Below are 13,863 nucleotides of genomic sequence, written 5' to 3'. Positions count from 1 at the left end.
AAGTTTAATTTTCTTTGTGACATTTTTATAATTTTTAAAATTTTATATAAAAACTAAATTAATATTTAACATATATTTAACACTCATAAATTATACTTCGCTTAATGTTAAATTTAAAATCAAAAAACAAGGAATATTATCATGAAAAGAAATCTTTTGTTTCTCGGACTAGCCTTATTCTCATCCGTTATATGTGCAGAAGAGGTTGAACTAGAAAATATAGTTATAGAATCGTCGACCATAGAAGATATTTTTACAAATCCAAAAACAGAAGTTTCAACAGTCAATATAATCGAAGAAAAAAAAATAGAAATAATTGATCCTAAAAACATAAACGAAGTTCTAAAGACGATTCCTGGAATTACTGCTGACGTTAGAAGCGGTGACATTGTCGAAATACACATAAGAGGTGTGGGTCAACAGGAATTTATGTGGGAAGATACTGGTGTAGCAATTGTTATAGACGGTGTTCCAGTTTTACAAAATGGCGGGAAAGTTAAATTTAACTTAGATGAAATAGAGAGTATAAAGGTTATAAAAGGTGGAGCATCATACCTATATGGACCTAATGCTTTGGCTGGCGCAATTATAATTACAACTAAAAAACCAAAAAATAGAAATGATATTACAATAGAAGCTGAATACGGAAGTTACGCTTATCAAAACTATAAAGCCTCGGCATATAAAAGTGGAGAAAATTTTATGGCAAATCTTGTAGCCGCTTATAGATATACAGACGGTTATTGGGATATGAGCGAAAATTGGACAAAATCGGGTAGCGGTAAATTTACATATTTCATTGACGAAATGAGCGAAATTACATTTGGAATAGATATAACAAGAAAATATGAAGAAAGTTCTAGAGGAAGCGTAACTGGAGTAACCGCAGCAAAAACAAACCCAACAGGAGCTGATGACGAAGACTTACCGTGGAATCATGATTACTATTCCGATATAGATAAATATTTTATAACATATAATAAAGATTTCGAAAATAATGCAAATCTTCTCGTTAATTTTTATTATTATATCGATTTATACGAATATGAAGCTTCACCTCAAGATTTAAACGGAGACGGATATGAAGATACTTATACTAGAGATAGCAGCGAAGATATCTATCAAAAAGGATTCAAAAGCGAATATAGATCTACCATAAAAAATTTAGCTTATATGATAGGTTTAGATATTGGACAAAGAGAATTTAAATCTTATGATATAACTACGGTTACTTATTCAAGCTATAGAGGCAGTTATTATGAAGGAGAATGGTCCGATTCAGACAATATCGAAGATAGATACGGATTATACGGAGAGATAAAATATATGTTAAACCCTAAAGTAACACTAGTTGCAAATGCAAGATATGATTACGATAAATATGAATATGAATCAAAAAATTATGATTACAACGGAACCGACTGGACACTTTCTGAAATCACTAGAGATAAAACTTTTGAAAATATCTCTTATAGAATTGGTGCCACGTATCAAATAAATAAAGAAAATACTTTTTATGCAAATATTTCCACCGGTTTTAGAAATCCTAGAGTATATGAACTATTTGCAGCAGATTTTGACCCTGACAGATATACCCAAAATAATCCAGATATAGATACAGAAACAACGATAAATTATGAAATAGGCTTAAGAGGTAAACATTATGCACTAAATAATACGTTTACATATGATTTATGTGCGTTCATTTTAGATACAAAAGATATAATCGCGAGAAACGGAGGAACATATTATTCATACGGTTCAAACGTATATTTTGATAATGTCGGTGACGCAAGGAATAAAGGTATAGAGTTATCTTTAAGTAGCGATAAAACTAAAAAAGCAGCTTTTGAATTATCATATACTTATTTAGATGCATACTATACTTCACATATTCCGTTTACAGTTGATTTGGATCCATTATATCGCTCTACAGGAGACAAAACATATGATATTTCAGGAAATCAACTCCCAAGAACTCCTCACCATAAAATCAACCTGTTAACTTATTTTAAAATTACGCCTAAACTTACTTTCATTCCAGAATGGTATTGGCAATCTAGTTATTACGCAGATGAAACAAACTTTGTAAAAATGCCTTCATACGGAGTATTAAATATTCAAGCTAGATACAAAACTAAATTTAAAGGAAACGATTTAGAGTTTTTTGTAAAGGCCGACAACGTCACGGATAACCAATATTATAGAACTGTTTATCTGTTTAGCGATAGAAGCGGAGATGGAAAGCTTGATGCCGAAGATGCAAGTATCACCGTTGATCCTGGAAGAGTCTATTATGTCGGCCTAAAATATTCTTTTTAAAGATTAAAATATGGAAGCGGCGGCGTTTTTGACAATTTTCGTTACAGGCCTGTCATATGGACTTTCGGTCTGTTTCTTTTCCTGCGCCCCGTTGCTTTTACCTATTTTAATTACAAACTCTTCTAGTTTAAGTTCATCTTTAAAAATAGTTACGTTTTTTAGTTTAGGAAGAATTTTAACATATACAATTATCTCTTTTTTAGCATATTTTGTTTCCTTGAGTTTAAAAAATATTCTCAAAAATAGCGAAGTATGGCAATTTTTAACGGGCTTTATGGTAATATTTCTATCATTTAGAATCTTTTATAAAACTATTTTAAAGAAAGAAAAACACGGAAACTCTTGCAAAATAAATAAACATGAAAATAGCAATTTTTTTATATTGGGTTTTTTATTCTCTTTTAATCTTTGTGCTCCGGTTTTAACTTTAGTCACATTTAGTGCAAGCAGCAGTTCACCAATCGTTTCACTGCTTTACGGATTACTTTTTGGAATCGGTGCAGTGATGTTTTCATTGCTATTTTACGGCTTTTTTATATCACCAATAATAAAAGAGCTATTAATTCAGTTTACAAGTTACAAAAAATTCATTCAATTAATGGCCTCACTTTTACTTTTTATAACGGGTGTATCGATACTTGCAGGTAATATAAAACTATAAAGGATAGATGATGGTCAAATACATTAAAAGAGCCACAAACGATATATTTAGAATACCTATTTTAAAAACCATTTTTAAAAACGAAAAGTTTATTTTAACCGCAAGGATTTTGGCGCTAATACTCTTTTTTTACGCAATCTATCTAGGATTTGTTGAGCCTACAAAAGAGAACAGTTTTACGCGAGCAGTATTTTGGGGAATATTTTGGCCTCTTTTTATAGTAACCACACTACCAACCTTTGGAAGAATCTTTTGCGGTATATGCCCACACGGCTTTTTGGGCAAATATATCACAAATTTTGGATTAAAAAAGAGAATGCCCTCTTGGTTAGAAAACAGATATATAGGAATAATGCTTCTATTTTTAGGATGGTGGGGAGTTTACTATATATTTCCTGGAGTCTACAGAACCCCTCTTGGAAGCGCAATCCTTTTTACGGTAATGACAGTTGTTGCCTTTTTATTTTACTATCTCTATAAAGATATGAGTTATTGTAAATATATCTGTCCGATAGGTACCGCTCTTAGAGCTTATTCTAAACTCTCATTTACCTGGTTTGGCTCATACCAGGAAGCCTGCAAAGAGTGTAAAACTTTTGATTGTGCTAAAAGCTGCCCATATGGACTAAGCCCATTTAACTTTAACAAGAAAAACTCTATGAGTGATTGTACTTTGTGTATGGAGTGTACTAAATCTTGCGCAGCTATCAATTTTCGATTTACAAAACCCGGTTTTTCTCTATATAAAAAGTTTAAAATCTTAAAAGCGGAAGTTTGGGTATATATACTTATCTTAGCCGCCATTCCTATATCTATGGCTTTTCATCATGGACTTGGAAGAAGCAACATAGCAGAAGAGTTTATCTGGTTCAAAACGGCTCAATTTTTTAAAAAGTTTATAGATTTTGGCAATGCCGATATTGTTGGAATATTCGCATTTTTATACGCTACTTTATTTACAATCTTAGCTGCGGTTATCGGGATGTGGATAGCCTCAAAAATTTTTAAAAAAGAGTTTTCAACCACCTTTTATACTCTCGGTTACGCTTTTGCTCCTCTTTTTATTTTCGCCTCGTTAGGTCACGCACTTGAGTTTTTCTTTACTAGCAATTACGAAAGAATAGTAGAAGGTTTAGCATGGGGATTTGGATTTTCTGTCGACATATCGCCTTTGGCTAAAAGAGGAGATAAATGGCTGGAAATTTTTCATCTTTTTAAATGGATAGGAGTCATATGGGCATTTTACATCTTATATAGAAGATTTGAGCTGATTGAATCTACTAAGATGAGAAAATTTTTGGCTTTTCCTTTTGCCTCTTTACTTATAATCTTTTTTATCTCAGTAAATCTATATAGAGATTATGTAATAGATACTTATGGCAGAAAACCAAGAGGACACGGCCATCAAAACGCTGCAACTTATATGAAGCAAAAAAGCCAAAATATCCAAAAGATTGTCCCAACCTACAAAGATACCATCTGGTTAACAGATAGGCTTGGAAAAAGAAGAGCATATGTTAGAAGAGAACCAGCAGAAGTACCTAAAAAGAGAGTCTATATCGTTAGTGGCGAACTAAACTCTCCAAAATACGTCACTAAAATAGAAGGAAAATTTCTCCTAATAGACGCAGATGCTAAGACACAACGCCTACATCCAAAAAAGAGAGGTTGTTTAAGTCTAACTTACAGGATGCCAAAGAGTGGATATTATACTCTATATTACATAGGAGAATTTAAGGAAGATAACAAGAACTACATAAAAGTAGCTAAATTTGAGTTTAAAAGATTTGACCACTCTGAACACGCAGTTTACGATAAAAACAAGATGGCTCCCAAAACTAACAAATCTATACCTATAGATATCTTAAGATTAAGAAACGACAACGAAACATTCTACTCAAGATTAACCACCGGAGAAGAGGTGAGATTTTTGGTTCTTTTTAACAACAAACCTCTAAAAAACGCAAAAGTCACCTTAAAGACAGAGTTTGGATGGGGAAAAAGTCTATTTACAAACGACAAAGGCATCGCCTCCATTAAACTTATAAAAGATTACTACCCTCCAATAGAAAAATTTAACAAAAGATATAGAGAAAAGTTTTTAGTTACTGCAAAATATGAAAAGGATAACAAGATATATGAAGCAACCTATTACGGAACATACTCTCCAAACAGAAACGAATTTCAATCATACGCCTACGCACTGTTGATCTCTATCATACTCCTTTTAGCTATAAGCGCAGGAGTTCTTTTTTACAGACTTAAAACGCAAAAACCATTTAAAGAGGTACGAATAGATGAAGATTAAAGAAAAAATCAATAAGATCGATATTAGAAAATTTAGATTTTGGATACAGCTCTTTTTCTTTATCATTTTTATATACGGCGGTTATCTCGCTATCGATTTTGGAAGAGAAATGCCGATGTTTTCTTGCGGTTATAACGATGAAAACGGAGGGATGTGCTATTTTATGCCTTTACAGCATCAATTGGCTAGAAATTGGAACAGACTTTTTAGTTATGCAAGTATTGGAGTTTTAACCGGCTTTTTAACCTTTTTGGCTTGGTTTATCATATTCAATAAAGCTTGGTGCGGATATATTTGTCCTCTTGGAACTATACAAGATTGGATTACATCTTTGCGAAAGTTTTTTAAAATACCCTACTCTACCTATACCCAAAGTCAATTTGAAAAACTTAAAAAGATCAAATATATTTTTTTAGTTATTGTAATAATATTTCCTTTAATGATAGGAGCCGGACTACTTAATGGAGAATGGAGAGCTGCATTTTGTAAAATGTGTCCAGGTAGAGTAATAACCCCTATGTTTGTTGGCGACTTTAGTCAATGGTATATAGATTTTTCATCAAAAACTGCGATGTTTTTAACTGCTTTTGGCATAACATTTACTATTTTATTTTTTATCGGTTCCTTTATAAAAAAAAGATTTTTTTGTTTTTTTTGTCCAATGAGCGCTATGCATTATATTTTTAGTCCATTTGCTCTTTTAAGATTAAAAAAAGATGGTTTAAAATGTACTAGATGCGGTGACTGCTATAGGGTTTGCGATATGCAGATTAAAGATATCGCGGATGATGTAACAAGTAAAAATATTTTAAGAGATGACTGTATCTTTTGTATGAAATGCGTCGGCGCGTGTCCCGAAGAGGATGCTTTAAAAGTAGATATAGTTAAATGGACTATATTTAAATCAACAAAAGGCGGATTTGCAAAAAGAATGGGGTTTGAAGATGACAAATAGATTAAGAAAAATTGAAGATCAAAAAATAAGACATAGGCGCCATGAAGCCATGGAAGCAGTAAAAATTTTAGACTCTCTTAAAAACGATTTTAAAGACAATCTAGAATCTATGAGCTATTTTTACAATCTTTATGAAAAAATCTACTGCAAAGGAGAGAAACTACATTTTGATAAACCAACAGTTGGAACTATGTGCATACAGGTTCCATACGAAATCATATACGCAGCCGGTGCAATACCCGTTAGATTATGCAACGGCTTTTATACAGACGAACAGCTTGGCGGGGAGTTTATGCCTACAAAATCTTGTTCTTTGGTTAAAGCTACACTCGGAATGCTATCTAACAAAAATATACCCGCAGTTCAAAAGCTAGATCTAATAATACACCCTACCACTTGCGATCAAAAAACAAAAGCTATATCGATGATAGAAGATATGGGCTATGAAATGTTCCATCTTGAATTTCCAAGAGTAAAAGAGAGCGAAGAGAGCAGAGAATATTGGCGAAGAACTATTAGAAAATTTACCAAAGATATCCAAAAAGAGCTAAGTGTGAAAATTAATAGAAAAAAGATAAAAGAGGCGATAAAAAAGGTAGGCAAAGCTCAAAAGATTTATCACGATTTAAATGAACTTAGAAAATTAAAACCTTCTCCTATCTTAGGAAAAGATATGTTTCTAATAACTAACGCCTTCTTTTTCGATGATATCGAAAAATGGACAGAAGCTGTCAAAAGAGTTTATGAAGAGGTAAAAAATAAGGCAAAAGTCAAATACAATCCGGCCGGCAAAAGATCTCCAAGGATCCTTTATACCGGTTCTCCTCCAATATTTCCAAATTTAAAATTACCAATAATGATAGAACTATCCGATGGAATTATAGTTGCCGATGAAAGCTGTTCAGCAAACAGATTATTAAACGACATGGTATCTGTAGATGAGTGGTTTATGTACGATATGGTCGATGCAGTAGCAGATCGATATCTCAAAGGATGCACCTGCCCTATCTTTACGCAAAACGAAGATAGAAAAAGAAGACTCAAAGAATTAATTTTTGATTATGATGTAGAAGGAGTGGTTTATCAATCTTTTGCGGGTTGTCAAGTTTATGAAATGGAGCAAAGAAGTATAGCAAAAGAGATGGAAAGTCTTGGGATCCCTATGTTATATGTAGAGTCCGATTACAGTCCGGCTCAAGGTGGACAACTCTCAACTAGAATCGAAGCCTTTATAGAATCTTTAAAAGTTAGAAGGAGAAAAAAAAGATGAACTATTTTGCGGGGATCGATATTGGCTCAACTGCTATAAAAATTGTTATAATAAACGATAAACTTGAGATTTTAGGTTCTAAAATAGCTGGAAGCGGAAGTATGTTTTACAAATACGCCAAAGAAAATCTTGAACTTTTACTAAAAGAGATCAATCTAAAAATAGAAGATATAAAATATATAGTTTCAACAGGATATGGAAGAAAACTCTTTAAAGAATCGGACGAAACTATTAGTGAAATTACCGCAAATGCAATTGGAGCTAGACATGCCGGAAAAGAATTTGGAACCATTAGAACTATCATAAATCTCGGAGGACAAGATTCAAAAGCAATTTCGCTGGATGAGGAAGGAAATGTGGTAAACTTTGCTATGAACGATAGATGCGCCGCCGGAACAGGTAAATTTTTAGACGTTGCCGCCGCAAAACTTGAAATAGGAGTTGAAGAATTGGGAGATTATCATTTTAAGTCAAATGGAACGCCTCTTCCTATTAATAGCACGTGTGCCGTCTTTGCCGAATCTGAAATCATCTCGTTATTAGGCAATGAACACAAAATTGAAGATATCGTTGCGGGCATTCACTACTCTATCGCTAAAAGAATAATTAGACTAGCAAAAAAAGTTGGGCTTAACGATGTTATTTACTTTGACGGTGGACCTGCACTAAATAAAGGGCTTGTAGAGGCCATCGAGTTTGAATTGGGAAGAAGACTCGCTATCCCAAAAAATCCACAAATAACCACCGCCTACGGTGCAGCAATTTTAGCAAAAGAGGCTTATGAAGAACTATGAGATTTATATTGCTCGCTTTCGTATTGCTAATAAGCGGATGTTATGTAGAAAAAAGGAAACTTAACATTCCAAAATACAGTCCGAAAAAACAAAAATTACAAAAATGGTGGATTGTTTTTGAAAATAAAGAATTGGATATCTTAATATCTAAAGCTTTAAAAAGAAATTACGATCTAAAATATTATGAAGAGAAAATTAAAGAGTATAAATATATATATAAAAACTCTTTATCTTCTCTTTATCCTACTTTAAATATTTCTATAAATGATAGCTATTTAGAAGATAGCAAAAATTATAAAGAACAAAATATAGAAGGTTCTATTACTTTCAAGTATGAAGTAGATTTTTTTAAAAAACTATCTGATAAAACAAAAGAGAAGTTAAATTTATATAGTTCAGTAAAAGAAGATCTAAAAGCTGCTAAAATACTTATAAGCAGTGAAATTGTCAAAAACTATATCTATTTAAGTTATGAAAAAATAAACGAAAAGCTTTTAACAAAAAAAAGGGAACTATCTTTAAAAAAACTAAATTTTTTAAAAAGTAGCTATATAAGTAAAGATGTGAAAATATCCGATATTTTAAATCAAAAGACAACTTTAGAAAATATTGAATATAAACTAAAAAATACAAAAGTATTTCAAAAGATATATTTAAACTCTCTTAAAACTCTACTATCTCTTGATATTAAAAATGAGTTTTTTATTAAAGCTCGCTTTTTAAAAACAGATATAAAAATACCAAACATTAGCGTATCCAAAATTGCCCAAAGACCAGATATTAGATCGATTTATTTAAAGCTAATTTCACAAGATTACGCCTATAGCGCGGCTATTAAAGATCAATATCCATCATTTTCCATTACATCATCGATAAGTTCAGATATGAAAAATATCTCTAGACTTTTTGATAACTGGTTTTTAAGCGTTTCAGCCGCCTTTAGTGCCGCAATATTTGACAAAGAATCGAAAAAAAACGCTGCCAAAGCTGCCGAACACAAAACAAAACAGTTACTATATCAATATAAACAAGCGCTTTTGGAAGCAACAAAAGATGCAGTAGAAATTAGAAAAAAGATAGAGGATCAAAAAAGATATTTACTCTTTTTAAATAAAAAAACTATAAACGATAAAAAAAATCTAAAAATAACTAAAAAAGCCTATTTAGCGGGAGAAAGCAACTATTCTAGCCTAATAGATAGCCAAATTCAATTACTTGAAGACCAAAATAGCATCTTAAAAGCAAAAAGAGATCTTTTGCTTTTAATAGTCGATTTTTATAAAGCAACAACTTCTGGATGGCAAAAGGATAAATAATGAAAAAAATTTTTAAAATGCTCTTTTATATAATTGTTTTCATAATTTTTTTAATATCTTTATATCAATCCTATCAATGGCTTACGCATAAACCGAAAATGCACAAAAGAGTTCACCACAAAAGATGGGCGCCTATGGTAAAAGTTCAAAAGCCGGTTATAGGAGATTTCAATTTTAGTGAGTTTCAATTATCAAAAGTAACTCCTTTTAGAATTTTAGAGATAAAATCTAGAGTTTCCTCTGAAGTAGTCTGGATAAATCCAAAAATAGTTCAAGGAGCATTGATAAGAAAAAATGAACTTTTGATAAAATTAGACAATAGCGACTTTTTATTGGAAAAAGAGAAAAAAGAAGCCGCTTTAAAAAAAGCTAAACTTATCCTTTTGGAAGAGATTCAAAAACAAAAAAGAGCAAAAGAGGAGTTTAAATATTTTGATGGTAATGTCAGTCAAAAAGATAAAGAGTTTATTTTAAGAATCCCTTATTTAGAAGATGCAAAAGCACAATTAAAAGCTGCAAAAGCCGATCTTAAATTAACACTTTTAAAAATCAAAAGGTGTGAAATAAAAGCTCCATTCGACCTAATTGTTCTTGATAGTTTTGTAGCTTTAAAAGATGTGGTTTCCACATCTAAAACTCTTTTAAAAACTGTTAGAGCTGACAAATTTTTGATAGAAACTCTGATAGAACCAAAAAAATTGAAATATATTGAAAAAAATTCTTATGCTTTATTGGAAAATAATATAAAAGCTCCCTTGTTTTCTATAAAAAAAGATTTAGACGACACTAGTAAATTGGCAAAACTCATCTTTCTTTTAAAAGATCCATTAAACAAAGAGATATTTTTAAATGATTTTATAAAAACATATATTGTAGGCAAAGAAATCAAAAACGTAGCAAAAATTCCAAGATATGCCCTTAGAGCCAATAACAAAATCTGGTTAGTAAAAGACAATTTATTACATATTATTCATAGTGAACCGCTTTGGGAAGATAAAAATTATACCTACATAAATGCCAAAGATCTTAAAGGATATATGATTGTCACAAGCAATCTGAACAACGTTTTTGAAAATATGAGAGTAAGAGTCTCAAAGGCGAAAGATGAGATGTAAAGCCGATTTTAATACTCCTATCGGTTGGATGGTAAAAAATCCTGTTGTAGCCAATCTTTTGATGATCTTTTTAATTTTTGGCGGACTTTTTATGCTAAGATACGTAAAACAAGAAGTTTTCCCAGATTATGAAAGAGACGAAGTTCGCATAAGAGTCTCGTATGCACAAGCATCTCCTTCAGAAATAGAAAAAGCTATTATATTACCCATTGAGGAGGCGTTAAGTTCCGTTGAAGGAATTAAAAGATATAAAGCCATTGCAAAAGAAGGAAGCGCTACCATAGATGTAGAAGCTTTTAAAGGATATGATCTTCAAATATTACAAAATGATATAGAAAATGCAGTTTATAGAATAAGAACTTTCCCAAAAGAAGCAGAAAAACCTCTAATTACAAAAAGAAGTTACGAGAGAAGAACAATTTCGCTGATTCTATATGGTCATAGCGATAGGATCTCTTTATACAAATACGCTCTTAAAATTAAATACCATCTGCTTTCAAATCCAAAAATCTCTAAAATCGATATATATGGTCTATCACCTCTTCAAATAAGTATTGAGATAAAAAACGATATTTTAAGAAAATATGGACTAAGCACTAAAAATATTAGTGATTTAGTTAAAGCCAACTCTCTTGAGTTATCTTCTGGCGTTGTAAAAACACCCAGAGGAGAAATAATACTTAAACTTTCTCAAAGAGGAGAAAAACCTATAGATTTTGGAAACATTCCTATTATCACTACAAAAGAGGGCAAAATAGTAAAATTAAAAGATATTGCCAAAATTGAAGAAGTTTTCGAAGATGAAGACTATTTTGCCTTTTACAACGGAAAACCGGCTATCAGAATGGAGGTAAGAAATCCACAAAATTTCTCACCAATAGAGATATCTAAAATCGTTAACGAAAAATTACGAACTGCAAAAGAGTTCTTACCTCCAAATCTTAACTTAGAAGTCCTCTCTAGTGGAGCTGACGTCTTTGAAGATAGAGTAAAACTACTTTTAAAAAATGCTGCGTTAGGTTTAGTTTTGGTTCTAATAACTTTGTCTTTGTTTTTAGAACCAAAACTTGCCTTTTGGGTAATGATGGGAATTCCAATTTCATTTTTAGGTTCTTTTTTGCTTTTTCCTATTATAGATATATCTATTAGTATGATCTCTTTATTTGCTTTTATTATAGCGTTAGGTATCGTTGTCGATGACGCGATAGTAGTTGGCGAAAATATATATAAATATAGAGAAAAAGGCTGTAAACCTCTAAATGCCTCGGTAATTGGCGCTAAAGAGATGGCAATCCCTGTCTCTTTTAGTATTTTAACAAATATTGTTGCCTTTATGCCTATACTTTTTGTTCCAGGAGTTACTGGAAAGATTTTTGAAGCAATTCCTCTTGTTGTAACAGCTGTTTTTGCAATATCGTGGTTTGAGTCTATATTTATATTACCTTCACACTTAACATACTCCGTCAAAAAAAATGAAGCAACCTTTCAAAAGAGATTCTCAAAAGCTTTTAGAAAATGGGTAAGATTTAGTTTCGGAAAATTTTTAAATTTGGTTTTACAATATAGATACGCTACTATAGTTCTTTTTTTATCTGTATTTGTTCTTGCTCTTTCTTATGCTCTTAGCGGTAGAATGGGTATGCAACTATTTCCAGACACTGAATCAGACTATGTAAGAGCATATATAAGACTTCCGGCTGGTAGCGACGTAGAAAAGACCAAAGAAGCGGTTTTAAATCTCATAAAAAGTGCCCAAAAACTTAAAAATAGCATTGATAGAGGAGATGAACTTGTAAAAGGAATCTATGCAAGAGTAGGTAGAGGAGGTGCAAACAGCGCAGAAGTTAGAGTCTACCTTGCAGATCCGGATATTAGAAAAGAGATAATGTCAACTATGGAGTTTGGAAAAAAGTGGAGAAAACTTACTGGAAAAATTGAAGGAGTCGAGACTCTACAATTTTTCTCCAGCGCTTCTGTAGGTGCTCACGGCTCGCCAATTGCCGTAGAGCTTAGCCATTTTGATGAAAGTGTATTAAAAAAGGCGGCTAAAATTGTCGCACAAAGTTTAAAAAACTATCCCGGAGTTTTCAACATAGATACAGGAATTTCCAGCTCAAAAGAGGAGATAAAATTTGTTCTAAAACCTTTAGCCTATATTTTAGGTTTTGACGCACAAACAATAGCTAGAGAAATAAGAGGTAGATTTTACGGATATGAGGCTCAAAGGATTATAGTAGGAGCGGACGAAGTTAAAATTATGACAAAGACTCCTTTAAAAGAGCGAAAACTTCTTTATTATTTTGACAATATGTATCTTACCACCAAAGATGGAACAGAAGTTCCCCTTTTAAATCTTATAGATATTAAATGGGGATATTCTCCAACGGAGATTATACGAAAAGACGGTAAAAGAGTAATTACCGTAGAAGCTGACATAAGACCTAGAAGTAAAGCTTTGGAAGTTTTAAATGATTTACAAGACAGTGTTCTTAAAGAGATAAAAAAAGAGTTTCCTGATATAAGCTATAGTTTCGAAGGTAGACAGACAGAAATGAGAGAAAATCTATCTAGCCTCAAATTTAGCTTTATAATCTCTTTAGCTATTATTTACATACTTTTAGCTATACCTTTTAAAAGCTATATTCAGCCATTTATTGTAATGATAAGTATACCTTTTGGTATTATAGGAGCAATTTTAGGGCATCTATTGATGGGATACAGTTTAAGCGTTATAAGCCTTTTTGGGATAATAGCATTATCAGGAATAGTAGTAAACGACTCTTTAATTATGATCAAATTTGCAAACGAGTATAAGGAAAAATTTGGCTTTAGCGCACTTAAAACGGCAAAAGAAGCCGCTATTCAAAGATTTAGACCTGTAATTTTAACTACTATCACAACTTTTGCTGGTTTAATGCCAATGATTTTTGAAACTTCAAGACAAGCTAAGTTTTTGATACCTATGGCTTTATCTTTAGGTTTTGGGATTTTATTTGCAACGTTTATAACTCTAATACTAGTCCCATCTTTATATGTAATTATTGAAGATTTAAGACAATAATATTATATTAAAATAAATTTTGATTTAAATTTTACAACTGTTATAGTTTTAAGGTTATAAA

Annotated in this window: 9 protein-coding genes; all 9 read left to right on the top strand. The window is 31.8% G+C overall.

Annotated elements, in window-relative coordinates:
* Positions 1 to 141 precede the first annotated feature (141 nt).
* Genes AC30RD_RS02360 through AC30RD_RS02320 form a run of 9 tightly spaced genes read left to right on the top strand, consistent with a single transcriptional unit; the run spans position 142 to position 13,802 of the window.
* A complete protein-coding gene (locus tag AC30RD_RS02360) occupies positions 142 to 2,322 on the top strand; it encodes a TonB-dependent receptor (protein ID WP_489492572.1) in 2,181 nt (726 codons plus the stop codon).
* A 10-nt stretch (positions 2,323 to 2,332) separates the two neighbouring features.
* The gene (locus AC30RD_RS02355) at positions 2,333 to 2,983 is read left to right on the top strand and encodes an urease accessory protein UreH domain-containing protein (RefSeq protein ID WP_489492571.1); all 651 of its coding nucleotides are present in this window, start codon (positions 2,333 to 2,335) and stop codon (positions 2,981 to 2,983) included.
* 10 nt (positions 2,984 to 2,993) lie between these two features.
* Positions 2,994 to 5,291: a 4Fe-4S binding protein gene (locus AC30RD_RS02350; protein WP_489492570.1), complete on the top strand. Its 2,298-nt coding sequence runs from the start codon at positions 2,994 to 2,996 to the stop codon at positions 5,289 to 5,291.
* A complete protein-coding gene (locus tag AC30RD_RS02345; RefSeq protein ID WP_489492569.1) occupies positions 5,281 to 6,246 on the top strand; it encodes a 4Fe-4S binding protein in 966 nt (321 codons plus the stop codon). The genes AC30RD_RS02350 and AC30RD_RS02345 overlap by 11 nt, the downstream gene beginning before the upstream one ends.
* Positions 6,236 to 7,516: a double-cubane-cluster-containing anaerobic reductase gene (locus tag AC30RD_RS02340; RefSeq protein WP_489492567.1), complete on the top strand. Its 1,281-nt coding sequence runs from the start codon at positions 6,236 to 6,238 to the stop codon at positions 7,514 to 7,516. Before AC30RD_RS02345 ends, AC30RD_RS02340 begins: the two co-directional genes overlap by 11 nt.
* Positions 7,513 to 8,310 carry an acyl-CoA dehydratase activase gene (locus tag AC30RD_RS02335; RefSeq protein WP_489492566.1) on the top strand — a complete coding sequence of 266 codons (798 nt, stop codon included), beginning with the start codon at positions 7,513 to 7,515 and terminating at the stop codon, positions 8,308 to 8,310. Before AC30RD_RS02340 ends, AC30RD_RS02335 begins: the two co-directional genes overlap by 4 nt.
* The gene (locus tag AC30RD_RS02330; RefSeq protein ID WP_489492565.1) at positions 8,307 to 9,626 is read left to right on the top strand and encodes a TolC family protein; all 1,320 of its coding nucleotides are present in this window, start codon (positions 8,307 to 8,309) and stop codon (positions 9,624 to 9,626) included. Before AC30RD_RS02335 ends, AC30RD_RS02330 begins: the two co-directional genes overlap by 4 nt.
* Positions 9,626 to 10,741, top strand: a complete 1,116-nt coding sequence (locus AC30RD_RS02325) for an efflux RND transporter periplasmic adaptor subunit (RefSeq protein WP_489492564.1) — start codon at positions 9,626 to 9,628, stop codon at positions 10,739 to 10,741. Before AC30RD_RS02330 ends, AC30RD_RS02325 begins: the two co-directional genes overlap by 1 nt.
* Positions 10,731 to 13,802, top strand: coding sequence for an efflux RND transporter permease subunit (locus tag AC30RD_RS02320; protein WP_489492563.1), 3,072 nt, complete (start codon positions 10,731 to 10,733; stop codon positions 13,800 to 13,802). Before AC30RD_RS02325 ends, AC30RD_RS02320 begins: the two co-directional genes overlap by 11 nt.
* The last annotated feature ends 61 nt before the right edge of the window (positions 13,803 to 13,863 follow it).

It is taken from the genome of Nitrosophilus sp. (assembly GCF_982775275.1).
Note: the sequence above shows the minus strand (reverse complement) of the source record. Positions and strands in the feature narration are given on the sequence as shown.